This is a genomic window from Streptomyces changchenzhani, assembly GCF_039766235.1.
GTDB lineage: Bacteria > Actinomycetota > Actinomycetes > Streptomycetales > Streptomycetaceae > Streptomyces.
The window spans coordinates 195,109-219,005 of record NZ_JBDHNH010000002.1 but is presented as its reverse complement, the minus strand read 5'-3'; the positions used below and the strand labels follow the sequence as shown (position 1 = coordinate 219,005).

The 23,897-nt window shown below is 70.2% G+C and carries 20 protein-coding genes and 2 riboswitches; of the genes, 8 read left to right on the top strand and 12 right to left on the bottom strand.

All coding sequences use genetic code 11. From position 1 onward, the window contains the following. Positions 1 to 47: 47 nt before the first annotated feature. The 3 genes from ABCR94_RS09210 to glgX all read right to left on the bottom strand — a co-directional run bounded on the left by ABCR94_RS09210 (position 48) and on the right by glgX (position 6,118). Positions 48 to 1,937 carry an ABC transporter ATP-binding protein gene (locus tag ABCR94_RS09210; RefSeq protein ID WP_347118708.1) on the bottom strand — a complete coding sequence of 630 codons (1,890 nt, stop codon included), beginning with the start codon at positions 1,935 to 1,937 and terminating at the stop codon, positions 48 to 50. Continuing rightward, complete coding sequence (locus tag ABCR94_RS09205) at positions 1,934 to 3,748, bottom strand: ABC transporter ATP-binding protein (protein WP_347118707.1); 1,815 nt, start codon at positions 3,746 to 3,748, stop codon at positions 1,934 to 1,936. The genes ABCR94_RS09210 and ABCR94_RS09205 overlap by 4 nt, the downstream gene beginning before the upstream one ends. Before the next feature lie 105 nt (positions 3,749 to 3,853). Then, positions 3,854 to 6,118, bottom strand: coding sequence for a glycogen debranching protein GlgX (gene glgX / locus ABCR94_RS09200; RefSeq protein ID WP_347118706.1), 2,265 nt, complete (start codon positions 6,116 to 6,118; stop codon positions 3,854 to 3,856). 156 nt (positions 6,119 to 6,274) lie between these two features. On the opposite strand from glgX, the gene ABCR94_RS09195 reads away from it, so the two are divergent. The 7 genes from ABCR94_RS09195 (at position 6,275) to ABCR94_RS09165 (ending at position 13,299) form a co-directional block, all read left to right on the top strand. Beyond that, complete coding sequence (locus ABCR94_RS09195; RefSeq protein ID WP_521976564.1) at positions 6,275 to 7,489, top strand: L,D-transpeptidase; 1,215 nt, start codon at positions 6,275 to 6,277, stop codon at positions 7,487 to 7,489. 176 nt (positions 7,490 to 7,665) lie between these two features. Beyond that, positions 7,666 to 8,895 (top strand): L,D-transpeptidase, encoded by a 1,230-nt coding sequence (locus ABCR94_RS09190; RefSeq protein ID WP_347118704.1) that lies wholly within the window; start codon positions 7,666 to 7,668, stop codon positions 8,893 to 8,895. 90 nt (positions 8,896 to 8,985) lie between these two features. Continuing rightward, positions 8,986 to 9,753 carry an enoyl-CoA hydratase/isomerase family protein gene (locus ABCR94_RS09185; RefSeq protein WP_347118703.1) on the top strand — a complete coding sequence of 256 codons (768 nt, stop codon included), beginning with the start codon at positions 8,986 to 8,988 and terminating at the stop codon, positions 9,751 to 9,753. A gap of 206 nt (positions 9,754 to 9,959) precedes the next feature. Beyond that, positions 9,960 to 10,475 (top strand): ATP-binding protein, encoded by a 516-nt coding sequence (locus ABCR94_RS09180; RefSeq protein WP_347118702.1) that lies wholly within the window; start codon positions 9,960 to 9,962, stop codon positions 10,473 to 10,475. Positions 10,476 to 10,883: 408 nt separating this feature from the next. Further along, positions 10,884 to 11,687 carry a polysaccharide deacetylase family protein gene (locus tag ABCR94_RS09175; RefSeq protein ID WP_347118701.1) on the top strand — a complete coding sequence of 268 codons (804 nt, stop codon included), beginning with the start codon at positions 10,884 to 10,886 and terminating at the stop codon, positions 11,685 to 11,687. Further along, positions 11,684 to 12,913: a YVTN family beta-propeller repeat protein gene (locus ABCR94_RS09170; RefSeq protein WP_347118700.1), complete on the top strand. Its 1,230-nt coding sequence runs from the start codon at positions 11,684 to 11,686 to the stop codon at positions 12,911 to 12,913. Before ABCR94_RS09175 ends, ABCR94_RS09170 begins: the two co-directional genes overlap by 4 nt. Before the next feature lie 170 nt (positions 12,914 to 13,083). Further along, positions 13,084 to 13,299, top strand: coding sequence for an EF-hand domain-containing protein (locus tag ABCR94_RS09165; RefSeq protein ID WP_347118699.1), 216 nt, complete (start codon positions 13,084 to 13,086; stop codon positions 13,297 to 13,299). Positions 13,300 to 13,358: 59 nt separating this feature from the next. Here the strand turns inward: ABCR94_RS09165 and ABCR94_RS09160 are convergent, their stop codons facing one another. From ABCR94_RS09160 to gcvT, 8 genes are all read right to left on the bottom strand, one after another. Next, on the bottom strand, positions 13,359 to 13,943 hold the full coding sequence (locus tag ABCR94_RS09160; RefSeq protein WP_347118698.1) for a PadR family transcriptional regulator: 585 nt from the start codon (positions 13,941 to 13,943) through the stop codon (positions 13,359 to 13,361). 53 nt (positions 13,944 to 13,996) lie between these two features. After that, a complete protein-coding gene (locus ABCR94_RS09155) occupies positions 13,997 to 16,039 on the bottom strand; it encodes an oxidoreductase (RefSeq protein ID WP_347118697.1) in 2,043 nt (680 codons plus the stop codon). A 308-nt stretch (positions 16,040 to 16,347) separates the two neighbouring features. Further along, positions 16,348 to 16,923, bottom strand: coding sequence for a TerD family protein (locus ABCR94_RS09150; protein WP_347118696.1), 576 nt, complete (start codon positions 16,921 to 16,923; stop codon positions 16,348 to 16,350). Positions 16,924 to 17,047: 124 nt separating this feature from the next. Then, complete coding sequence (locus ABCR94_RS09145; protein ID WP_347118695.1) at positions 17,048 to 17,548, bottom strand: GNAT family N-acetyltransferase; 501 nt, start codon at positions 17,546 to 17,548, stop codon at positions 17,048 to 17,050. Beyond that, complete coding sequence (locus ABCR94_RS09140) at positions 17,542 to 18,924, bottom strand: L-serine ammonia-lyase (protein WP_347118694.1); 1,383 nt, start codon at positions 18,922 to 18,924, stop codon at positions 17,542 to 17,544. The genes ABCR94_RS09145 and ABCR94_RS09140 overlap by 7 nt, the downstream gene beginning before the upstream one ends. Positions 18,925 to 19,070: 146 nt before the next feature. After that, positions 19,071 to 20,333 carry a serine hydroxymethyltransferase gene (gene glyA / locus ABCR94_RS09135; RefSeq protein ID WP_347118693.1) on the bottom strand — a complete coding sequence of 421 codons (1,263 nt, stop codon included), beginning with the start codon at positions 20,331 to 20,333 and terminating at the stop codon, positions 19,071 to 19,073. A 78-nt stretch (positions 20,334 to 20,411) separates the two neighbouring features. Then, positions 20,412 to 20,789, bottom strand: coding sequence for a glycine cleavage system protein GcvH (gene gcvH / locus ABCR94_RS09130; RefSeq protein ID WP_283515674.1), 378 nt, complete (start codon positions 20,787 to 20,789; stop codon positions 20,412 to 20,414). An 80-nt stretch (positions 20,790 to 20,869) separates the two neighbouring features. Continuing rightward, a complete protein-coding gene (gene gcvT / locus ABCR94_RS09125) occupies positions 20,870 to 21,994 on the bottom strand; it encodes a glycine cleavage system aminomethyltransferase GcvT (RefSeq protein WP_347118692.1) in 1,125 nt (374 codons plus the stop codon). Between the two features lie 36 nt (positions 21,995 to 22,030). Further along, positions 22,031 to 22,144, bottom strand: a riboswitch (glycine riboswitch). Further along, positions 22,145 to 22,253: riboswitch (glycine riboswitch) on the bottom strand. It abuts the riboswitch before it with no gap. Positions 22,254 to 22,421: 168 nt separating this feature from the next. Here gcvT and ABCR94_RS09120 point away from each other — a divergent pair. Continuing rightward, a complete protein-coding gene (locus ABCR94_RS09120; protein WP_347118691.1) occupies positions 22,422 to 23,102 on the top strand; it encodes an AAA family ATPase in 681 nt (226 codons plus the stop codon). A 106-nt stretch (positions 23,103 to 23,208) separates the two neighbouring features. On the opposite strand, the gene ABCR94_RS09115 is transcribed toward ABCR94_RS09120, so the two are convergent. Then, a complete protein-coding gene (locus tag ABCR94_RS09115; RefSeq protein WP_347118690.1) occupies positions 23,209 to 23,868 on the bottom strand; it encodes a hypothetical protein in 660 nt (219 codons plus the stop codon). Positions 23,869 to 23,897: the final 29 nt, after the last annotated feature.

The window sequence follows — 23,897 nt, the reverse complement described above, 5'->3', positions numbered from 1 at the left end:
GACCTGGTCGCGAACGCCCACCGACCCCGGTCGCCGCCCCGCCGCCGTCATGCCAGGCTCTCCCGCCACGCCCGGTGCAGACCGGCGAACCGGCCGGTCCCCGCGATGAGTTCGGCCGGGGCGCCGTCCTCGACGACGCGGCCGTGTTCCATCACCAGTACCCGGTCGGCGATCTCCACCGTCGACAGGCGGTGGGCGATCACCACGGCGGTACGGCCGTGCAGCACGGTGTGCATCGCGCGCTGGACGGCCCGCTCGCCCGGGATGTCCAGGGACGACGTGGCCTCGTCGAGGATCAGCACCGCCGGGTCGGCGAGCAGTGCGCGGGCGAAGGCCACCAGCTGGCGCTGGCCCGCCGAGATCCGGCCGCCCCGCTTGCGTACATCTGTGTCGTACCCCTCGGGCAGCGTGCTGATGAACTCGTGCGCGCCGATGGCCTTCGCCGCCTGCTCGATGTCCGCGCGGGTGGCGTCCGGGCGGCCGATGGCGATGTTCTCCGCGACCGTTCCGGAGAACAGGAAGGCCTCCTGCGTCACCATGACCACCCCGCGGCGCAGCTCCGGCACCGCGAGGTCGCGCAAGTCCGTTCCGTCGAGCAGGACTTGGCCCTCGTTCGGGTCGTAGAAGCGGGCGAGCAGCTTGGCGAGCGTCGACTTGCCCGCGCCCGTCGAGCCGACGACGGCGACCGTCTGGCCGGCCGGGAGCGTCAGGTCGAAGCGCGGCAGCACCTCGCCGCCCGTGCGGTAGGCGAAGCTGACCCCGGCGAAGACGACCTCGCGGCCCCGGTGTTCGCGGACCGTCGACGGCAGCTCGCGCGGCTGCGTGGGCTCCGGCACGGTCGGTGTCTGAGCGAGCAGGCCCGCGATCTTCTCCAGTGAGGCGGCCGCCGACTGGTAGGAGTTGAGGAACATGCCGAGCCGGTCGATCGGGTCGTACAGCCGCCGCAGATAGAGCACAGAGGCGGCCAGCACCCCGAGCGCCAGCGTGCCGTCCGCGACCCGGTACGCGCCCCACAGCACGAGCCCCGAGATCGCGCTGTTCGCCACCAGCCTGGAGCCGGTCACATAGCGCGCCATCTCCAGGAGGGTGTCGCCGTTCGTCAGCTCGTGGCGGTGGTTGAGCACCCGGAAGTCGGCGTCGTTCGCATCCTCGCGGCGGAACGCCCGGACCGGCCGGATGCCGTTGATCGTCTCCGCGAACTTCACGATGACGGCGGCGATCGCCGTGGAACGTCTGCTGAAGATGCGCCCGGCGCGGCGCTGATAGAGCCGCACGAGCAGATACAGCGGTACGAAGGAGAGCACCGCGAGCCCGCCGAGTCCGATGTCCAGATAGAGCAGCAGTGCGCAGATGTAGACGACGGACAGAATGACCCCGAGCAGCTCCTGGAGGCCCTCGCCAAGCAGCTCCCGCAGGGACTCCACGTCCGTCGTGGAGCGAGAGATGAGCCGCCCCGAGGTGTACCGCTCGTGGAAGTCCACGCTCAGGGCCTGCGCGTGGCGGAAGATCCGGCCGCGCAGATCGAGCAGCACGTCCTGGTTGACGCGGGCGGACGCCTGGATGAAGGCGTACTGGAGCGCCCCCGCGCCCAGCGCGCACACCAGATACCCGGCCCCGACCACGATCAGCGGCCCGAAGTCGTCGCGCCTGAGCGCCGGTACGCCGCGGTCGATCGCGTACGCCACCAGCAGCGGCCCCGCCTGCACCACGGCCTGCTGGAGGAGCAGGAGGAGCGCGGCGACGATCACCTTGCCCCGCCTGGCCCGTAGCAGCGAGCGCAGCAGTGTGCCCGTCGCCCCCTTGACGGTGGGCAGCGCGTCGCGGTCGAAGAGGTCACCGGTCCGCGCCACGGGAACGGTCCCCGGGTCGGGCGGAGTTCCCTCGCCGGTACCCGAGTCGGATTCGGGTACCGGCCTGCCGTCCACGGTGGTGGTCATGCGTGGTCCCCCTTGCCTGCGGTGGTGACGGGCTCGCCGTCGCCCGCACCCGACATCAGCCAGGCGTACTCGTCGCTGCTGCGCAGCAGTTCGTGGTGGGTGCCGACGGCGGTGATCCGGCCGTCGGAGAGCAGCGCGACCCGGTCGGCGAGCAGCACCGTGGACGGCCGGTGCGCGACGACGAGCGCGGTGGTCCTCGCAAGCACCCGCCGCAGCGCCGCCTCCACCAGCGTCTCGGTGTGCACATCGAGCGCCGAAAGCGGATCGTCCAGTACGAGGAACCGGGGTTCGCCCACCACCGCCCGCGCCAGCGCGAGGCGTTGCCGCTGCCCGCCGGACAGGCTCAGCCCCTGCTCGCCGACCTGCGTACCGGCGCCGTGCGGCAGATCTCGTACGAACTGGGCCTGCGCGGTGTCGAGCGCCCGCTCCAGCTCCGCCTGACCCGCGCCCACCGCGCCCATCAGTACGTTCTCGCCGACCGTCGCCGAGAAGAGCGTGGGTTCCTCGAAGGCGACCGACACCAGCTCCCGCAGCCGCTCGCGCGGCAGCGCGGTGATGTCGGCGCCGTCGAGCGTGATGCGCCCGCCGGTGACCTCGTGCAGCCGCGGTACGAGCGTGGTGAGCGTGGTCTTGCCGCTGCCGGTGGCCCCGACGATCGCCATCGTCTCGCCGGGTCTGATGTGCAGGGTGATGTCCGCGAGCACGGGAGGGGAGTCCGAAGCCGCGTCGGGATAGCGGAACATGACGCCCTCGAAGCGGATCCCGCCGACCGTCCCGGAGGAGGCCGGAACCGCGCCCGTCTCCGTACCCGCGTCTGCTTCCTCCGGCGCGTCCATCACCTCGAAGTACCGGTCGGTCGCGGTCGCCGCGTCCTGGCTGATCGCCAGCAGGAAGCCGATCGACTCCACCGGCCAGCGCAGCGCCAGCGCCGTCGACAGGAACGCCACCAGCGTCCCCGCCGACAGCACGCCGTCCGCGACCTGGACCGTGCCGAGGACCAGCGCCGCGCCGATGGCCAGCTCCGGCAGGACCGTGATCAGCGCCCAGATGGCCGCCAGCAGCCGGGCCTTCACCAGCTCCGTGCCGCGCACCTTCAGCGACAGCTCACGGAATGCGACGGCCTGGCTGCGGTGGCGGCCGAAGCCCTTGATGATGCGAATGCCCAGGACGCTCTCCTCGACCACCGTCGTCAGATCACCGACCTGGTCCTGGGAGAGCCGTGAGACCCCGGAGTACTTCGACTCGAAGAGCGAGCACAGCACCACCATCGGGATCACGGGCCCAAGCAGCACCAGTCCGAGCGACCATTCCTGGAACAGCAGAATGACGAAACCGACCAGGATCGTGACCCCGTTGACCAGCAGGAAGGTCAGCGGGAACGCCAGGAACATCCGCACGATCATCAAGTCCGTCGTGCCGCGCGAGAGCAACTGCCCCGACGCCCACCGGTCGTGGAAGGCCATCGGCAGCCGCTGGAGATGCCGGTAGAGGTCGGCCCGCATCGCCGCCTCGACACCGGCCAGCGGCCGCGCCACCATCCACCGCCGTATGCCGAAGAGCACCGCCTCCACCACGCCGAGCACCAGCAGGACCGCGGCGCCCAGCCACACCCCGCCCGGATTGCTGTCCGCGACCGGCCCGTCCACGATCCACTTCAGGGCGAACGGGAAGACCAGGCTGAGGCAGGAAGCGAAAACAGCGACAAATGCCGCGCCGAAGAGGCGGGTTCGCACCGGGCGCACGTAGGGCCACAACCGCAGGAGCGAGCGTACGGCCGATCGGCGCTGAGGTACTGAACGTGTTTCTGGCATCAGTAGCGAGCCTATGGTTCACCACTGACATCGTTCATCTGGTTTTCGGCGGAGGCCGCCCCCGCCCGGTCGTACGCCACCCCGACCCCGCCGACTGGCGCATCCTCACGACTGGACCCGGAGCAGCAGCACCGACCTGGCGGGCACGGTCACCGAACCGCCCCCCTGGAACAGGGTGCCCGGCTCGTCGCTCTGGACCTCCATCGAGGTGTCGACGACGAGCTCGTACGACTGGGCCCACGGCGGGCCCGGCAGCAGGAAGCTCACCGGGCGGTCCGCCGCGTGCAGGATCGCCAGGAAACTGTCGTCGCTCACCTGCGCCCCCCGCGCGTCGCGCCCCGGGATGTCTCGTCCCGACAGGAAAAGACCCAGCGTCGAGGCGGGCGCGTACCAGTCCTGCTCGGTCATCTCCGCACCGCGCGGCGTGAACCAGGCCAGGTCCCGCAGCCCGTCCGCGGCCTGCGGGCGGCCCGAGAAGAAGGCGCGGCGGCGCAGCACCGGATGCGCGTGGCGCAGGGCAAGGAGCCGGGACGTCAGCGCGAACAGGCCGCGCCAGCCCGGCTCTTCGAGCAGGGACCAGTCGATCCAGCTGGTCGCGTTGTCCTGGCAGTACGCGTTGTTGTTGCCACCCTGGGTGCGGCCCATCTCGTCGCCCGCCACCAGCATCGGCACCCCCGTGGACAGCAGGAGCGTGGTGAGCATGTTGCGCAGCTGGCGGCGGCGCAGCTCGTTGACCCGTACGTCGTCACTCTCGCCCTCCGCGCCGCAGTTCCACGCCCGGTTGTCGCCGGTGCCGTCCCGGTTGGCCTCCCCGTTCGCGGCGTTGTGCTTCTGCTCGTACGACACGAGGTCGCGCAGGGTGAAACCGTCGTGCGCGGTGACGAAGTTGACGGAGGCGTACGGGCGCCGGCCGCCCCACGCGTAGAGGTCGCTGGAGCCCGACAGGCGGTAGCCCAGGTCCCGGACGTCGGGCAGGGCGCCGCGCCAGAAGTCCCGTACGGCGTCGCGGTACTGGTCGTTCCACTCCGTCCACAGCGGCGGGAACGCGCCCACCTGGTAGCCGCCGCTGCCGACGTCCCACGGCTCGGCGATCAGTTTCACCCGGCGCAGCACCGGGTCCTGGGCGATGACCGCGAGGAACGGGGACAGCATGTCGACGTCGTGCATCGAGCGGGCCAGTGCCGCGGCCAGGTCGAAGCGGAAGCCGTCGACGCCCATCTCGGTGACCCAGTATCTGAGGGAGTCGGTGATGAGCCGCAGGACGTGCGGCTGGACCACGTGCAGGGTGTTGCCGCAGCCCGTGTAGTCGGCGTACCGCCGGGCGTCGGACTGGAGCCGGTAGTAGCCGCGGTTGTCGATGCCGCGCAGCGACAGCGTCGGGCCCAGCTCGCCGGCCTCCGCCGTGTGGTTGTAAACCACGTCGAGGATGACCTCGATGCCGGCGGCGTGCAGCGCCCGCACCATCCCCTTGAACTCCTCGACCTGCTGGCCGGCCGTCCCCGTCGCCGCGTATCCGGCGTGCGGCGCGAAGTAGCCGATGGAGTTGTAGCCCCAGTAGTTGTGCAGGCCGCGCCGCAGCAGATGGTCCTCGTGCGCGAACTGGTGCACCGGCAGCAGCTCGACGGCCGTCACCCCCAGCCGTACGAGATGCTCGATCGCGGCAGGGTGGGCGAGCCCCGCGTATGTGCCGCGCAGCGGCTCCGGGATGCCCGGGTGCAGCTTGGTGAAGCCGCGCACATGCAGCTCGTAGATGACCGTGTCGGCCCACGGCGTCTTGGGCCGCCGGTCGTCCACCCACTCGTCGTCGGGGGCGTCCGCGTGGACGACCACACCCTTGGGGACGTACGGCGCGGAGTCCCGGTCGTCGCGGACCGTGTCGGCCACGTGCTGCTGCGGCCAGTCCCGCACATGCCCGTACACCTCACTGGGGAGCGTGAAGTCTCCGTCCACGGCCCGCGCGTACGGGTCGAGGAGCAGCTTCGCGTGGTTCCAGCGGGCGCCCGTCCACGGGTCCCAGCGGCCGTGCACCCTGAAGCCGTAGCGCTGTCCCGCCCGGATGCCCGGCACGAAGCCGTGCCAGATCTCGTGCGTCAGCTCGGTCAGCGGGCAGCGCGTCTCGGCGCCGTCCTCGTCGAACAGGCACACCTCGACGGCCTCCGCCCCGCCCGCCCACAGCGCGAAGTTGGTGCCCGCCACTTTGTCGGGACCAACGCGGAAGCGCGCCCCGAGCGGAGTGGGCGCACCGGGCCACACGGGTGGCCGGGCCTCGGCGGGCTCCGGGCGGTGCCCGTTGACCCCGGCCGGTGCGGGCCGCCCGGCCCGCACCGCCCCCGATACTGCAACTGCCTGTCGCTCGGGTGCGCTCGACACCTGTAGGCCTCCCGCGGCTCGGCTGGACCGGCGGATCCTCCCAGGCCGTGCGGCATCCCGGCCGCGGCTTCCTGGTGTGGCTCCCTGCACCTGTTCTGCCCGGAACAGCGGTCGTACTCACGTTTCCCCCGGAGGGGGGCGATCGTTGGGCCGGACGTGAGAGACGCAGTGAGACGCGCACGGACGGCGCTGGCCGCCGTACTGGCAGGGGCAGGACTGATCGCCGGACTGTCCGGCTGTACCGGCGGAGGGGGCGGTCTGGGCTTCGGCGACAAGCCGCGTTCGCCCAGGGATGCGATCAGGATTCTCCCCGACGACGGGGCGAAGGGCATCAAGGCGGACGGCCGTATCGAGGTGAAGGTCCCGGACGGGCGGCTGGAGAGAGTCAAGGTGCTGCGGGTCGAGGACGCGGAGCCGCAGGAGGTCGAGGGGCGGATCTCGCCGGACGGCCTGAGCTGGAAGCCGGTGGACGGGCGGCTGCTGCTGGCCGCCAAGTACACGGTCGACGCGGTGGCGCTGGACGGCGACGGCCGCCGATCGGCCCGGCACACCTCGTTCACGACGTACGTCCCCGAGCACCGCTTCATCGGTTACTTCAAGCCGGAGAACCGCTCCACCGTGGGCACCGGCATGATCGTTTCCTTTGACTTCAACCGCGAGGTGACCGACCGCGCCGCGGTCGAGCGCGCCATCGAGGTCAGCTCGGAGCCGCCGGTGGAGGTCACCGGCCATTGGTTCGGCAAGCAGCGGCTGGACTTCCGGCCGCGCGACTACTGGAAGCCGGGGACCCGGGTGAGCGTCGCCCTGAAACTGCGCGACGTACAGGCGTCGCCCGGCGTGTACGGCATCCAGCAGAAGTCCGTCGGCTTCACCGTCGGCCGCTCCCAAGTCTCCACGGTGGACGCCGAGACGCACACGATGGTGGTGCGGCGCGGCCAGGAGGCGCCGGTGAGCGTGCCGGTCAGCGCGGGGGCGCCGAAGAACACGACGTACAACGGGAAGATGGTCGTCACCGAGCTGTACGACGTGACGCGGATGAACGGTCAGACGGTCGGATTCGGCGGTGAGTACGACATCCCGGACGTGCCGCACGCGATGCGGCTGACCACCTCGGGCACCTTCCTGCACGGCAACTACTGGGCCGCGTCGGGGACCTTCGGGTCGGCCAACACCAGCCACGGCTGCGTCGGGCTGCGCGATGTGAAGGGCGGCAGCTCGGCGACCCCGGCCGGCTGGTTCTTCGACCGCACGCTCGTCGGGGACGTGATCGAGGTGATCAACTCGCATGACCGAAAGGTCGCTCCCGACAACGGCCTCGGCGGCTGGAACATGGCGTGGAACCGTTGGAAGGCCGGTTCCGCCCTCAGGTAACCCCCGCTGACCTGCATGGCTCGCACGCGCCCCGCTGCGCACTTGGGACGGAACGGTGACATACGCGGGGAGGTCCCGATACGCCCGGTGTGCTTATCTTTTCCAAGGCGCGTGGGAGCTGCGTGCGGGGTGCGGGCCATGGCTGGGGCCAGGCCGTGCGAGGGGAGATCGGAAAAGTGAACAGGCAGCGGATATCGGGGGCATCGGCCGGGGCGAGGCGGGGGCAAGGTCTGCTCGCCCTGTTGCTGGGGGCGATGCTGCTGCTGGTTACGGCGTGCGGTGGGGGTTCGGACTCCGGCGACGGCAAGGATAAGGGCAGCGCGGGGAAGACCGACACGAAGGCTTCCCAGGCGGTGGTGACGGTCGCACCCAAGGACGGTGCGAAGGACGTCGCCACGAGCGGCGCCCTCAAGATCGGTGCGGACAACGGCAAGCTGACGTCTGTCACGGTCGAGGACACCAAGGGCAACAAGGTAGACGGCCGGATCACCGGCGGCGGCACCGCCTGGGAGCCGGAGCGCCACCTCGGCGCCGCGACCAAGTACAAGGTGCACGCGATAGCCAAGGACGCCGAGGGCCGCGAGTCGGCGAAGGACATCACCTTCACCACGCTCGTCCCGAAGAACACCTTCGTCGCGTACTTCACGCCCGAGGACGGTTCGACCGTCGGCGTCGGAATGCCCGTCTCGGTCCGCTTCAGCCGCGGCATCACCGAGCCGGAGGACGTCAGCAAGGCGGTCAAGGTGACCTCCGAGCCCGCAGTGCCGATCGAGGGCCACTGGTTCGGCAACGACCGCCTCGACCTGCGTCCCGAGAAGTACTGGGCCAAGGGCACCAAGGTGACGCTGAAGCTGAACCTCGACGGGGTCGAGGGCCGGCCCGGGGTGTACGGCAAGCAGAGCAAGACCGTGAAGTTCACCGTCGGCCGCAGCCAGGTCAGCGTCGTGGACGCCAAGGCCCACACGATGACCGTCAAGCGTGACGGCAAGGTACTCAAGACCATTCCGATCACCGCGGGCGCGCCGTCCACGACGACGTACAACGGCCAGATGGTGATCAGCGAGAAGTACCAGGTGACGCGCATGAACGGCGCCACCGTCGGCTTCGGCGGCGAGTACGACATCAAGGACGTGCCGCACGCGATGCGCCTGTCCACCTCGGGCACCTTCATCCACGGCAACTACTGGGCGGGCGCCGGAGTGTTCGGCTCGTCCAACGCGAGCCACGGCTGCGTCGGCCTCCAGGACGTGCGGGGCGGCTACGACAAGAAGCTGCCGGGCGCCTGGCTCTTCGACCGGTCGATCATCGGTGATGTGGTGGTCGTGAAGAACTCCAACGACAAGCAGATCCAGCCGGACAACGGCCTCAACGGCTGGAACATGTCCTGGTCGGAGTGGAAGAAGTAGCAGTACGCGCAGTACGCACGGGCCCGCCGCACCTGGACCAGGTGCGCCGGGCCCGTTGTCTTGTCGTTAACGGGCGCTAACCTCGTTCGCATGACTGTGAATCTCGAAGTCTCCGAGGGCGTCGGCACCATCCGCCTGGACCGCCCCCCGATGAACGCACTGGACGTCGCCACGCAGGACCGGCTGCGCGAGCTCGCCGATGAGGCGACCCGGCGCGACGATGTGCGGGCCGTCGTGCTGTACGGCGGCGAGAAGGTGTTCGCGGCCGGCGCCGACATCAAGGAGATGCAGGCGATGGACCACGCGGCGATGATCGTACGGTCCCGGGCCCTGCAGGACTCGTTCACCGCCGTGGCCCGCATCCCCAAGCCCGTCGTCGCCGCGGTCACCGGGTACGCGCTGGGCGGCGGCTGCGAGCTGGCACTGTGCGCCGACTTCCGTATCGCCGGTGACAACGCCAAGCTCGGCCAGCCCGAGATCCTGCTCGGTCTGATCCCCGGCGCGGGCGGCACCCAGCGCCTCGCGCGCCTGGTCGGCCCGTCCAGGGCCAAGGACATGATTTTCACCGGGCGCCATGTGCGGGCGGAGGAGGCGCTGGCGATCGGTCTGGTCGACCGGGTGGTGCCGGCCGCCGAGGTGTACGAGCAGGCGCACGCCTGGGCCGCGAAGCTCGCGCAGGGGCCCGCGACGGCGCTGCGCGCCGCGAAGGAGTGCGTCGACGCGGGTCTGGAGACGGACCTGGAGACGGGGCTCACGATCGAACGGAACTGGTTCGCCGGGCTGTTCGCGACCGAGGACCGGGAGCGTGGAATGCGCAGTTTTGTCGACGAGGGGCCGGGTAGGGCGAAGTTCCTCTGACCGGAAGTCGGTTGGGGGTGTACTCCTCTTGAGCGGATTAAGTCGGCCTTAAAGCAGCCTCAAGACGGCCTTGTGAGCAACCCTCGGTGATCACTTATGAGCGGGAGGTAATCGCAGGTCGGAGGGGTTGTGAAAGGGGGCACGCCGTCCTTGGCATATGCCTTACGACACCCCCGGAAGGTCCGCTGTGCGGCCATGATGGTGGCATGGCGGGGCTGGAAGGTGTGGAACAGCCGCGGCCGCGCGGCAGCGCGACCGCCGCGCGGTGGATGCCTGCGGTTGAGGATGAACAGGGGCTAAAAGCACTGGAGTTGTTCGGAAATCCGACGGACGAAGAGGTTCGGCTGCCCTCGCGCCCCGAATCCGCAGCCACTGCCCGGCGGCTGACGCAGTGTGTGGTGCTGCGCCAGTGGGCGCTCTCCCCGCAGACCTCCGAATACGCGGTACTGCTCGTCTCGGAGCTCGTTGGCAACGCCGTGCGGCATACCGGCGCCCGCGTCTTCGGGCTGCGGATGCTGCGCCGCAGGGGCTGGATAAGGATCGAGGTGCGCGACCCGTCGCGCGGCCTGCCCTGCCTGATGCCGGTGCATGAGCTGGACACCAGTGGGCGGGGCCTGTTCCTCGTCGACAAGCTGTCCGACCGATGGGGCGTGGATCTGCTGCCGCGCGGCAAGAACACCTGGTTCGAGATGCGGGTGACGGAGCGCACCGCCGACCGGTGATGCCGGTGCCGGGTGCGTTGTGCGGGTACGGGAAACACAGAAGCCCCCAGCGGTCGGCGTGCACCGCTTCGGGGGCTTCTGTGGAGCAGCCGTGGAACGGGGGGGGTGTGATCCACGGCGCTTACGACGACCTGGCCCGGGTCAATGGGGGTCGTGGCTCCGACTATGGCAGACGGCAAGCCGGGCGCCAAAAGTATTTACTCGGACAAATCTCCGCACAGCGTGATGTTCCGATTGTGAATCGCAGGTGAGTTGGGACACTCGCCTACTAAAGAGCGCCTAAGTGTGGCGTATGGCGGCTGTTTCATTGATCGCGAGGCAGCTGAGGTGTCCAGCGATCGCGACCCGCAAAGCTCGTAAATTGGTTCAATCATTACCTTTAGCCCCGATGCCCCCTTAAATGGGCGCGTGACATTGATCTGCCGCCGCGACGCACTGCGTGCGGGAGCGGGCGCACTGGGGGCGGCCTTCGCCGGGACACTCGCCGCGGGCTGCGGTACGCACGACGGCGCGTCCGGGCCCCCAACGTCCGCCGATGCCTCCGCCGCCGCTCCGACGAAACAGCGCGCCGCCCCGCGCCCCGCCCCGGCTCCCCGCCGCTTCCCCGGCCTGCCCGTACAGATCACGCACGGTCCGCGCGACCGCCCCCGGGTCGCCCTCACCTTCCATGGCCAGGGCGACCCCGCCACCGCGAAGGCCGTCCTCGCCGAGGCGGAGCGGGCCGGTGCCCGGGTGACCGTCCTGGCGGTCGGCGGCTGGCTCGACGAGTACCCGGCCCTCGCCCGCCGGATCCTCGACGGCGGCCACGACCTCGGCAACCACACGCAGCGCCATCTCACCATCTCCGGCATGGGGGAGCGGGAGGCGTACGCCGAGATCACCGGCTGCGCGGACCGGCTGCGCCGGCTCACCGGGTCCATCGGCACCTGGTTCCGGCCCTCCCGCACCCAGTTCGCCACCTCTCTCGTCTCGAAATTGGCGGCCCGTGCCGGTTATCCGCACGTCCTGTCCTACGACGTCGACTCCCTCGACTTCACCTCGCCCGGCGCCCCGGCCGTCACCCGCAAGGTCACCGCGGAGATCCGTAACGGATCCGTGGTGAGCCTGCACTTCGGCTATGCGGACACGGTCGCCGCGCTGCCCGCCCTCCTCGACGAACTCGACCGCCGCGGACTGCGCGCGGTGACGACCACGGAGCTGCTGACCCGATGACCAAGATCACCCGACGTACTCGACGTATTCCACGCACCCGACACACCCGACGTACGGCCGCGCTGCTCGCCGGCGTCCTCATCGCCACCCTCGCGGGCTGCGCCGACCCCGACGCCAAGGGCCAGGCCGAAGCGCTCGGCACCAAGGGCGTCGTACCGCCGGCCAAGCTGAAGAAGGCCGTGCCCGCCGTCCCGGCCGGACTGCCCGGCATGCCGCCGGTGCTCGACCCGAACGACGTGTACGCGGCGGACCGCCCCAACCAAATGTCCCCCGTCGTCAAGGGCTTCCCGTCGCGCGTGTACGTCCCCAACACCAACTCCAACACGGTGTCGGTGATCGACCCCAAGACGTACAAGGTCACCGAGACCATCCCGGTCGGCGTCCAGCCGCAGCACGTCGTGCCGTCCTGGGACCTCAAGACGCTGTGGGTCAACAACAATCGCGGCCATACGCTCACCCCCATCGACCCGGCCACTGGCGTCGCGGGCAAGCCGGTCGAGGTGCACGACCCGTACAACCTCTACTTCACGCCCAACGGCAAGCACGCGATCGTCATGGCGTCGATGGACCGCGAACTGGTCTTCCGCGACCCGCACACCATGAACCGCGTCAAGACCGTCCCGGTCTCCTGCGCGGGCGTCAACCACGCCGACTTCTCCGCGGACGGCCGGTACTTCATCGTCTCCTGCGAGTTCTCCGGGGAACTCCTCAAGGTCGACACCGAGAAGATGGAGGTCATCGGCCAGCAGAAGCTGCCCTTCCAGGGGGCCATGCCGCAGGACGTGAAGATCTCGCCCGACGGCAAGACCTTCTATGTCGCGGACATGATGGCGCACGGCATGTGGGTGCTCAACGGCGAGAAGTTCCCCACGCCGAAGCTGCTGCCCACGGGTAAGGGCGCCCACGGCCTCTACATCAGCCGTGATTCGAAGGAGATGTACGTCCCCAACCGTGGCGAGGGCTCCGTCTCGGTCTTCGACTTCGCGAAGAACAAGCTGACGAAGAAGTGGCACCTGCCGGACGGTGGCAGCCCCGACATGGGCGGTGTGTCGGCGGACGGCAAGGTCCTCTGGCTCTCCGGCCGGTACGACTCGGAGGTGTACGCGATCGACACCACGACGGGCCGTCAGCTCGCCCGCATCCCGGTAGGCGGCGGCCCGCACGGCCTCGCGGTGTATCCGCAGCCGGGTCGCTACTCCTTGGGGCACACGGGCATCTTCCGCTGACGGGTGCGGCAACTGTTCCAGCCCGTCCGGCGTTTGAGGACTTCGGGAAGGGGCGGGTAGGGGAACAGCGCCGCAGGCAACCCGAGCCCCACTGCCCGCACCGGTACCGGCCGCCGCACCCGGACCGATAATCTGTGCGGGTAATGACGGCACATGAAGGGGCGGACCCAGTGGTGGACATCGAGTTGGCGCGTAAGACGTTCGCGCGGTACGACGTCAACGGGGACGGGCTGATCTCGGCGGTGGAGTACAAGAGCGTGATGGCGCAGCTCGGTGACCCCTACGTCACCGAGACCGTCGCCCAGGCCGTGATCAACGCCCACGACAGCGACGGCGACGGCAAGCTCAACTTCGACGAGTTCTGGGCTTCCCGGAACAAGAGCTGACAGGGACTGGCAAGGGCTGACACCCGCGCCCGACGGCCCGCCGCGTACGGGCCCGGACCTCACTTCGCGGTGGGTTCCGGGCCCGTACCCGTATCCGGACGCGCCTCCTCGGCCATCTCCCGCAGCTCCCGGTGCGCGTCTTCGAGCCAGCCCACCCAGAAGCGCTCCAGGTCGATTCCGCCGCGCAGCACCAGATGCCGGACGCGGTCGCCCGGGCTGGCCCGGTCCGGGCCGAAGTCGCGCGCCTCGATGGCGCGGTACTCCGCCAACTGGGCCCGGTGCAGCACGAGATGACGCCCCACCTCGGCATAGAGGTCCTGCGTGCCCACCACTCCCGCCGCGCGCAGCCGCAGCAGGAGGGCGTCCCGTATGGGCTTGGGGTCCTCGATCCTGCCCACCCAGGCGGCCAGTTCGGCGCGGCCGGCGGGCAGGACCTCGTACTCCTTCTTCTGGCCCTGGGCCGGCTGCTGCCGACGCAGTTCCCTGATCGCGCCGGACTGCTCCAGCTTGCCCAGCTCGCGGTAGATCTGCTGATGCGTCGCGGACCAGAAATAGCCGATGGACCTGTCGAACCTGCGGGTCAGCTCAATCCCCGAAGACGGCTTTTCGAGCAGGGCGGTGAGGATCGCGTGCGGGAGGGACATGCCCGCATCCTAGGTAGGGCCGGGCACGGCCGGGGACGCACATCTGGGGCCGGTCACAGTGTGGCCGCGAGTTCTGTCCCCTGCCTGATGGCGCGCTTGGCGTCCAGCTCGGCGGCGACATCCGCGCCCCCGATGAGGTGCACCGGGTGCCCCGCGGCCAGCAGAGCGTCGTACAGCTCACGGCGCGGCTCCTGGCCCGTGCACACGACGACCGTGTCGACGGGGATCAGCCGCTGCTCGCCGTCGACCGTGACATGCAGGCCCGCGTCGTCGATGCGGTCGTACGTCGCGCCCGCGACCATCGTGACGCCGCGGTGCTTGAGCTCGGTGCGGTGGATCCAGCCCGTCGTCTTGCCGAGGCCCGCCCCCACCTTGGTGGCCTTGCGCTGCAGCAGGTGCACGGTACGGGTCTGCGCCGGGCGGGCGGGGGCCTGGAGGCCGCCGGGGGAGCGGTAGTCGGTGTCAACGCCCCACTGGCGGAAGAATTCCTCCGGGCTCAGGCTCGGGGCGGCGTCGGTGTCCGTGCTGGTGTCGGTGAGGAACTCCGCGACATCGAAGCCGATGCCGCCGGCCCCGATGACCGCGACGCGCTCCCCGGCCTTCGCGTCCTCGCGCAGCAGGTCGAGGTAGCTGACCACGCTGGGATGGTCGATGCCGGGGATGGCCGGAGTCCTGGGGGTGACGCCGGTGGCGAGGACGATCTCGTCGAAGCCGGCCGCGGCGATCGACTCGGCGGTGGCGCGGGTGCCCAGCCGCAGTTGGACGCCGTGCGCGTCGAGCTGGTGGCGGAAGTAGCGCAGCGTCTCGTTGAACTCCTCCTTGCCGGGGACCTTGCGCGCCACGTTGAGCTGGCCGCCGATCACGTCCGCCGCGTCGAAGAGCGTCACCTCGTGCCCGCGCTCGGCCGCCGAGACCGCGCAGGCCAGGCCCGCGGGTCCGGCCCCGACGATGCCGACGCGCTTGGCGCGGCGGGTGGGGGAGAGGATCAGCTCGGTCTCGTGGCAGGCGCGCGGGTTGACCAGGCAGGACGTGATCTTCCCGCTGAAGGTGTGGTCCAGGCAGGCCTGGTTGCAGCCGATGCAGGTGTTGATGGCGTCGGCGCGCCCGGCGCTCGCCTTGGCGACGAAGTCGGGGTCGGCGAGGAAGGGCCGGGCGAGCGAGACCAGGTCCGCATGGCCCTCGGCGAGCAACTGCTCTGCCTTCTCAGGGGTGTTGATGCGGTTGGTCGTCACCAGCGGGATGCCGACCGAGCCCATGACCCGCTTGGTCACCCAGGCGTAGGCGCCGCGCGGCACCGAGGTCGCGATGGTGGGGATGCGGGCCTCGTGCCAGCCGATGCCGGTGTTGATGATGGTCGCGCCGGCCGCCTCGATCTTCTGGGCGAGCGTGATCACCTCCGCCAGCGTGGAGCCGCCGGGGACCAGGTCCAGCATGGAGAGGCGGTAGATCAGAATGAAGTTCGGGCCCACCCGCTCGCGCACCCGCTGGACGATCTCGACAGGGAGGCGGATGCGGTTCTCGTACGAGCCGCCCCACCGGTCGTCGCGGTGGTTGGTGTGGGCGGCGATGAACTCATTGATCAGGTACCCCTCGGAGCCCATGATCTCGACGCCGTCGTACCCGGCCGACTTGGCGAGCGCCGCCGCCCGTACGAAGTCCTCGATCGTCTCTTCGATCTCCGCATCGGTCAGCGCATGCGGCACGAAGGGGCTGATCGGCGCCTGGAGCGCGCTCGGGGCGACCAGCTCGGGGTGGTGCGCGTACCGGCCGAAGTGCAGGATCTGCATCGCGATCCGGCTGCCCTCGCGGTGTACGGCGTCGGTCACCTGCCGGTGCTGCGCCGCCTCGGCCTCGGTGGTCAGCTTGGCCCCGCCGGGGTAGGGGCGGCCCCGGTCGTTGGGCGCGATGCCGCCGGTGACCATGAGGCCCACGCCGCCGCGGGCGCGGGCCGCGTAGAACTCGGCCATCCGCTCGAAGCCGCGCTCGGCCTCTTCGAGCCCGACGTGCATCGAGCCCATCAGCACGCGGTTGGGCAGCGTGGTGAAGCCGAGGTCGAGGGGGCTCAGCAGGTTCGGGTACTCATTCGTCGGACTCATGAGGCCATGTGTAGTCCACCCGACGCGCCTTGTGCAACAAGTTGCATAAGGCGAACGGTGTTAGATCGGCGACACTCGCGCCGTGCGTTCACATCGTCGCCCTAGGTGGCGGCCGGCCGATCTGCATGTACGTGCGCTCGATTGGCCAGGACCGTACCGACTGGTCGGCCTGACGGGAAGAGAGCCGTGGAGAGGGGAGGAGATGGAGGAGAGATGGAGGCGGAACTGAGAATGCCCGCACCGATTGAACCGGCGCGGGCATTCACTCACTGCTCACTGCTCACAGCTTCACTTCAGGCTGCTTCAGGTCAGATGTTGACGCCGAAGTCCGTCGCGATGCCGCGCAGGCCCGAGGCGTAGCCCTGGCCGACGGCGCGGAACTTCCACTCCGCACCGTTGCGGTAGAGCTCGCCGAAGACCATGGCGGTCTCCGTCGACGCGTCCTCGGAGAGGTCGTAGCGGGCGAGCTCCTTGTTGTCCGCCTGGTTGATCACGCGAATGAACGCGTTGCGAACCTGGCCGAAGCTCTGACCGCGGCTCTCACCCTCGTGGATGGAGACGGGGAAGACGACCTTGTCGACCTCGGCGGGAACCGTCGAGAGGCCCACCTTGATCTGCTCGTCGTCGCCCTCGCCCTCACCGGTGGTGTTGTCACCGGTGTGCTCCACAGAGCCGTCGGGGCTCTTGAGGTTGTTGAAGAAGACGAAGTGCTGGTCCGAGACGACCTTGCCGCTGGCGTCCACCAGCAGGGCGCTGGCATCGAGGTCGAAGTCGGTCCCGGTCGTGCTGCGTACGTCCCAGCCCAGGCCTACCGTGACGGCGGTCAGGCCGGGGGCCTCCTTCGAGAGCGAGACGTTGCCGCCCTTGGAGAGACTGACACCCATGAAGATCCCTGCTCAATCCGGCGCGGGCCACGCCCCTTGACGATCTCTTTGCCCAACCCGCCAACGGATGCGGAGCCCGGTCAGTTCCCGAAACTCCCGCGAAGTCCACCGAATGGCGGCGAAGTCATTCCCCGGCGATTCTGATGACCATGTCCGGCCGGTCCCACATCACCGCGGGCGGCCGTGCGAGCACGGTCCCGGTCCGCTCGGCGCCCACGCCGAGATAAAAACCCTCGGCGGGCGGATGCGCGACGACACGCACCTCCCCGATCCCGGCGTCCCGCGCCTCGTCCCGCAGATGCGCGACCAGCAGGCGGCCGATGCCGCGCCCCTGGGCGGCGTCGGAGACAAACATCAGGTCGAGCTCCGGCGGGTCGAGGAGGAGAGCGTAGAACCCGAGCACCGGCTCCCCGGACTCCTCCGGCGACCCGGCCCCGACGGCGACGAAGACCCGGTGGGCCTCGATGTAGTCGGGCCCCACCCGGTACCCGGCGATCAGCGGCGCGTACGGGCCCTCGTAGGCGCGGGAGGCCCGCACGATCCGGGTGAGCCGCTTCGCGTCCCGCGCGACGGCCCGCCGGACCCGTACAGCCGCGGGGACAGCCCCGGGGCGCCCGCTCAGCACTCGATGACGTTGACCGCGAGACCGCCCCGCGCGGTCTCCTTGTACTTGACCTTCATGTCGGCGCCGGTTTCCTTCATGGTCTTGATGACCTTGTCCAGGGACACCTTGTGCTGGCCGTCGCCGCGCATCGCCATCTTCGCCGCCGTGACCGCCTTGACGGCAGCCATGCCGTTGCGCTCGATGCACGGGATCTGTACGAGACCGCCGACCGGGTCGCAGGTCAGACCCAGGTTGTGCTCCATACCGATCTCGGCCGCGTTCTCGACCTGCTCGGGGGTGCCGCCGAGCACCTCGGCCAGGGCGCCGGCCGCCATCGAGCAGGCGGAGCCGACCTCGCCCTGGCAGCCGACCTCGGCGCCGGAGATGGAGGCGTTCTCCTTGAAGAGCATGCCGATCGCGCCGGCGGAGAGCATGAAGCGGACGATGCCCTCCTCGTCGGCGCCGGGCACGAAGTTCATGTAGTAGTGCAGGACGGCCGGGATGATGCCGGCGGCGCCGTTGGTGGGGGCGGTGACCACGCGCCCGCCCGCCGCGTTCTCCTCGTTGACCGCCATCGCGTAGAGCGTGATCCACTCCATGGCGTGGGCCAGCGGGTCGCCCTCGGCGCGTAGCTGACGGGCCGAGTTGGCGGCGCGGCGGCGGACCTTGAGGCCGCCGGGGAGGATGCCCTCGCGGGACATGCCGCGCGAGACGCAGGTCTGCATGACGCCCCAGATCTCAAGCAGGCCCCCGCGGATCTCGGCCTCGGTGCGCCAGGACAGCTCGTTCTCCAGCATCAGAGCGGAGATCGAAAGGCCGGTCTCGCGCGAGAGGCGCAGCAGCTCGTCGCCCGTACGGAAGGGGTACTTGAGCGCCGTGTCGTCGGGGACGACGCGGTCCTGGCCCACGGCGTCCTCGTCGACGACGAAGCCGCCGCCCACCGAGTAGTAGGTCTTCTCCAGGAGGGGGCTGCCCGCGGCGTCGTAGGCGAAGAGGGTCATGCCGTTCGCGTGGTACGGCAGGGAGCGACGCCGGTGCAGGATCAGCTGGGTCGGCTCGTTGAAGTCGATCTCGTGGTCCGTGCCGATCTCCGTGAACAGCAGCCGCAGCCGGCCGGTCTTCCTGATCCGCTCGACATCGGCGTCGGCGCTCTCCACATCGACGGACTTGGGCGAGTGGCCCTCAAGGCCGAGCAGCACCGCCTTGGGCGTGCCGTGCCCGTGTCCGGTCGCGCCGAGCGAGCCGAAGAGCTCGCACCGTACGGACGTGGTCTGGGCGAGCAGGCCGTCCTTCTTCAGCCGGCCCACGAACATCCGGGCGGCGCGCATGGGGCCGACGGTGTGGGAGCTGGACGGGCCTATGCCGATCGAGAACAGGTCGAAGACCGAGAGGGCCACGGTAGAACTCCTAGCTGGTTGGTAGACGCCGTTGTCTGCCGGGGTGGTGCGGGTGGTGGACAAGAGACGGGGCACCGCTCCCACTGTCCAGTGTGCGCGGTGCCCCGATGTTCAGTTGTGGTGCTACTGGGCTGTTTAGTACGTAACTACTTCAGACCAGGGTAGAGCGGGTGCTTGTCGGCCAGCGCGGTGACCCGGGCGGCAAGACCGTCGCGGTCGTATGTCGGCTTCAGCGCGGCGGCGATGATTTCCGCCACCTCGGTGAAGTCCTCGATGGTGAAGCCGCGGGTGGCCAGCGCCGGGGTGCCGATCCGCAGACCTGAGGTGACCATCGGGGGCCGCGGGTCGTTCGGGACGGCGTTGCGGTTGACCGTGATGCCGACCTCGTGGAGGCGGTCCTCGGCCTCCTGGCCGTTCAGCGCGGAGTTGCGCAGGTCGACGAGGACCAGGTGGACGTCCGTGCCGCCGGACAGCACGGAGACGCCGTGCTCGGTGACGTCGGACTGCACCAGGCGCTCGGCCAGGATGCGGGCGCCGTCCAGGGTGCGCTGCTGGCGCTCCTTGAAGTCCTCGGTCGCCGCGATCTTGAACGAGACGGCCTTGGCCGCGATGACGTGCTCCAGGGGGCCGCCCTGCTGTCCGGGGAAGACCGCCGAGTTGATCTTCTTGGCGAGCTCCTGTGTGGACAGGATCACACCACCGCGCGGACCGCCGAGGGTCTTGTGCGTGGTGGTGGTCGTGACGTGGGCGTGCGGCACCGGGTTGGGGTGCAGCCCCGCGGCGACCAGACCGGCGAAGTGCGCCATGTCGACCATCAGGTACGCGCCGACCTCGTCCGCGATGCGGCGGAAGGCGGCGAAGTCCAGCTGGCGCGGGTACGCCGACCAGCCGGCCACGATGAGCTTGGGCTGCGACTCCTTGGCGAGGCGCTCGACCTCGTCCATGTCGACCTCGCCGGTGGCGTCGTCGACGTGGTAAGCGACCACGTTGTAGAGCTTGCCGGAGAAGTTGATCTTCATGCCGTGGGTCAGGTGCCCGCCGTGGGCGAGGTTCAGACCCATGATCGTGTCGCCCGGCTTGATCAGCGCGACCATCGCGGCGGCGTTGGCCTGGGCGCCCGAGTGCGGCTGCACGTTCGCGTGCTCGGCGCCGAAGAGCGCCTTGACGCGGTCGATCGCGATCTGCTCGATCACGTCGACGTGCTCGCAGCCGCCGTAGTAGCGGCGGCCGGGGTAACCCTCGGCGTACTTGTTGGTGAGGACGGAGCCCTGGGCCTCCATGACGGCCACCGGAGCGAAGTTCTCCGAGGCGATCATTTCGAGGGTGGTCTGCTGGCGGAGCAGCTCGGCGTCGACGGCGGCGGCGACGTCCGGGTCGAGCTCATGCAGGGGAGTGTCGAGAACAGTCATCACGGTCCCGTTCGAGTCGTCGGGCTTCGGGCTTCGGGCTTGAGGCTTGGGGCTTGGGGCGGCCGACCGGCCACCCGGTTAGTTGCCGGAGAGAGCGGTGTACTCGTCGGCGGAGAGCAGGTCGTCCGGCTCCTGGGTGACGCGCACCTTGAACAGCCAGCCGCCCTCGAACGGGGCGGAGTTCACCAGCGAGGGGTCGTCGACGACGTCCTGGTTGAACTCGGTGACCTCACCGGTCACCGGCGCGTACAGGTCGCTGACCGACTTGGTCGACTCCAGCTCACCGCAGGTCTCGCCCGCGGTCACCGTGTCGCCTACCTCGGGGAGCTGGGCATAAACGACGTCGCCGAGCGCGTTGGCCGCGAACTCGGTGATGCCGATCGTCGCGACGCCGTCCTCGGCGGTCGCGAGCCACTCGTGCTCCTTGCTGTACCGCAGCTGCTGGGGGTTGCTCATGACCTGAATTCTCCTGTACGCGGGGGAGTGCTGAGGAACGGTGGTCTTGCGGAGTGAGACTCGCGTCTCGGACCGGCGGGCTACTTCTGGCGCTTGTAGAACGGCAGCGCGACGACCTCGTAGGGCTCGTGTGCCCCGCGGATGTCCACACCCACCCCGGGCGTGCCGGGCGCCGCATGCGCCGGGTCGACGTACGCGATGGCGATCGGCTTGCCCAGCGTCGGGGACGGGGCACCCGATGTGACCTCGCCGATGACCTTGCCGTCCGCGACCACCTGGTACCCGGCGCGCGGCACCCGGCGGCCCTCGGCGATCAGGCCGACCAGCTTGCGCGGCGGCGCGGTCTCGGCGCGCTCGGCGGCGGCCTCAAGGGCGGCGCGGCCGACGAAGTCGCCCTCCTTCTCGAACTTCACGACCCGGCCCAGGCCCGCGTCGAACGGCGTCAGCGCGGTGGTCAGCTCGTGCCCGTACAGCGGCATGCCCGCCTCCAGGCGCAGCGTGTCGCGGCAGGACAGGCCGCAGGGGACCAGACCGACGGGGGCGCCGGCCTCGGTCAGCGCCCGCCACAGCTTCTCGGCGTGCTGCGGATCGACGAACAGCTCGAAGCCGTCCTCGCCGGTGTAGCCGGTACGTGCGATGAGCGCCGGGACGCCCGCGACGGTGCCGGGCAGGCCCGCGTAGTACTTTAGCCCGTCCAGATCGGCGTCGGTCAGGGACTTCAGGATGCCGGGGGACTCGGGGCCCTGGACGGCGATCAGCGCGTACGCGTCACGATCGTCGCGTACGTCGGCCTCGAAGCCGGTGGCGCGAGCGGTCAGGGCGTCCAGGACCACCTGGGCGTTGCCGGCGTTGGCGACCACCAGATATTCGGGGGCCTCGGTGTCGGCAAGGCGGTAGACGATCAGATCGTCCAGGATCCCGCCGTCCTCCTGGCAGATCATGGTGTAGCGGGCGCGGCCGGGGCCGACCGTCCCGATGTTGCCGACGAGCGCGTGGTTCAGCAGGGCGGCGGCCTGCGGCCCGGTGACGGCGATCTCGCCCATGTGGGACAGGTCGAAGAGGCCGGCGTGCGTGCGTACGGCGAGATGCTCGTCGCGCTCACTGCCGTACCGCAGCGGCATGTCCCAGCCCGCGAAGTCGGTCATGGTCGCGCCCAGCGAGCGATGCAGTGCATCGAGGGCGGTGAGACGGGGGACATTGCTCATGTGTGGGGCTCCCAGGGCATGACAGGCGAGGACACATCCTCCCCATCTGTCATCGGAACCTGAGAGGTTCACCACGACCGCACGTAAGTGTGGTCGTGACTTGCACCTTGGGTGGAGCCGCCACAAAGGCGGCTCGCTTTTCAGATCTGCCTCGCCCGCGCGGTTCGGGGCCTGAGAGATTCAAGGGAGGAACTTGCTCCTTCGGCGTCCGAGCAGCACCAGACGAACTGGGTGCTCCGGACTCTCCCGCGCGGATTCAAGCGGCCGTTATGGAGTTGGCGGGCACATCATTGCACGCATCGCGGGGCGGCGGGTCGGGCGGGCCGAAGCGGACGTCAACCGGCCGCATCCGCAAATGGCTTGTGGCCCATTACCTATTCTTTACACTTCTTGGGCAAGGGTGGGGGACCCGACATGGGGGAGTGCGATGACGGTGCAGCAGCCCGGTGCGTATTACGCGACGAGCGCGGGGGTCGCGCGCGACGTGGTGCCCGCACAGCAGGGCGCACCGGCCACGGAGACGGCCTGTCGGCCCGTGGCCACCGTCTCTGATCTGCGCGACCGCGCCGGCCGCAGCCCGGGGAGCCTGGTCTTCGCGGCGGGGGACGTGGTGGTCGTCTCCGGACTGCCCGGCAGCGGCAAGAGCACGCTGATCCGGCGCGCGGCGGCTTCCCGCCGCATCGACTCGCAGGACGTGCGCGAGCGGTGGCAGCGCCGGATGCCGCGCTTCCTGCCGTACGCGCTCTACCGCCCCCTCGTCCGCGCCGCGCACTACGCCGGGCTGCGGCGCGCCCTGCGCTCCGGCGAGAGCGTCGTCGTGCACGACTGCGGCACGCTCGCCTGGGTGCGGGGCTGGCTGTCGCGCGACGCCCGGCGCAGGGGCGTGGCCCTGCATCTGCTGCTGCTCGACGTCACGCCCGAGGTGGCGCGGGCCGGGCAGCAGGAGCGCGGCCGGGGTGTTTCCGGGTACGCCTTCGCCCGCCACCGGCGGGCGGTGGGGCGGCTCGTGCGGGACGCGGAGAGCGGCACGCTGCCCGCCGGGTGCGCCTCGGCCGTACTGCTGGACCGGGCGGCGGCGACCGCGCTGCGGGCCATCGACTTCGAGTAGCGGCTTCGAGCTACGGCCGGGCTTCGGGTGCCCGACAGCGCGGCGGGACCCGGTCCGCATCGGGCACGCGGACCGGGTCCCGTCGACGCGCAGGCGTCCGTGGCCGCTAGAGCGGCAGCGGCACCGGCAGCGGGAGGGGCGGCACCGGCACCGGCAGGGCTGGCAGCGGCGGCAGCGGCACCGGCAGGGGCAGCTTGGTCAGCAGACCCAGGATCAGCGGGATCACCGTGGTGACCGTCCCGGTGACCGCGGCCAGGATCTTCGCCGGGTCGGCAGCCGTGACGGCCGCCACCAGCTCGGTCACCTTGGCCTGGAGCGCGGCGAGCGCGTCGGCCACCGGGTCGGCCACCGCGGCGCGGTCGGCCGGTGAGCCGCCGAGCCCAGGAAGCGCCGGGAGGGCGGGCGTGGCGGGCAGGGCCGGGAGGGCCGGGGTCGCCGGAGTCGCGGGAGTTGCCGGGGTCGCCGGCAGGCCGGCCGCGGTGATCGCCTTGGTCACCTTCTCCGCGAGCTCCTTGACCTTGGCCGGGTCGGGCTTCGCCGCGAGCGCCTCCTTGAGGAGGTCACCCAGCGGGCCCACGAGGCCCAGCTTGGACAGTACGTCCGCCTGGCCAAGCAGCGCCGCCGGGTCCGGTGCGGCGTTGGCCACGGTGGACGCGACGGGACGCTCCTGCACGGCCGCGGCTGCGGACGGGCCGGCGAAGCCTATGGTGACGGCACCGCAGAGGGCAGAGGTGATGAGGAAGGTGGCAGGCCGTTTGAGTGCCATGCGGGGAATCCTTTTCGCTGTGGGGGGAG

Coding starts and splice junctions, on each gene's coding strand:
- gcvH (WP_283515674.1), bottom strand. CDS start 20,789: ATGAGCAACCCCCAGCAGCTGCGGTACAGCAAGGAGCACGAGTGGCTC.
- ABCR94_RS09205 (WP_347118707.1), bottom strand. CDS start 3,748: ATGCCAGAAACACGTTCAGTACCTCAGCGCCGATCGGCCGTACGCTCG.
- glyA (WP_347118693.1), bottom strand. CDS start 20,333: ATGACTGTTCTCGACACTCCCCTGCATGAGCTCGACCCGGACGTCGCC.
- ABCR94_RS09155 (WP_347118697.1), bottom strand. CDS start 16,039: ATGAGTCCGACGAATGAGTACCCGAACCTGCTGAGCCCCCTCGACCTC.
- ABCR94_RS09120 (WP_347118691.1), top strand. CDS start 22,422: ATGACGGTGCAGCAGCCCGGTGCGTATTACGCGACGAGCGCGGGGGTC.
- ABCR94_RS09180 (WP_347118702.1), top strand. CDS start 9,960: ATGGCGGGGCTGGAAGGTGTGGAACAGCCGCGGCCGCGCGGCAGCGCG.
- gcvT (WP_347118692.1), bottom strand. CDS start 21,994: ATGAGCAATGTCCCCCGTCTCACCGCCCTCGATGCACTGCATCGCTCG.
- ABCR94_RS09170 (WP_347118700.1), top strand. CDS start 11,684: ATGACCAAGATCACCCGACGTACTCGACGTATTCCACGCACCCGACAC.
- ABCR94_RS09115 (WP_347118690.1), bottom strand. CDS start 23,868: ATGGCACTCAAACGGCCTGCCACCTTCCTCATCACCTCTGCCCTCTGC.
- ABCR94_RS09150 (WP_347118696.1), bottom strand. CDS start 16,923: ATGGGTGTCAGTCTCTCCAAGGGCGGCAACGTCTCGCTCTCGAAGGAG.
- ABCR94_RS09185 (WP_347118703.1), top strand. CDS start 8,986: ATGACTGTGAATCTCGAAGTCTCCGAGGGCGTCGGCACCATCCGCCTG.
- ABCR94_RS09210 (WP_347118708.1), bottom strand. CDS start 1,937: ATGACCACCACCGTGGACGGCAGGCCGGTACCCGAATCCGACTCGGGT.
- ABCR94_RS09160 (WP_347118698.1), bottom strand. CDS start 13,943: ATGTCCCTCCCGCACGCGATCCTCACCGCCCTGCTCGAAAAGCCGTCT.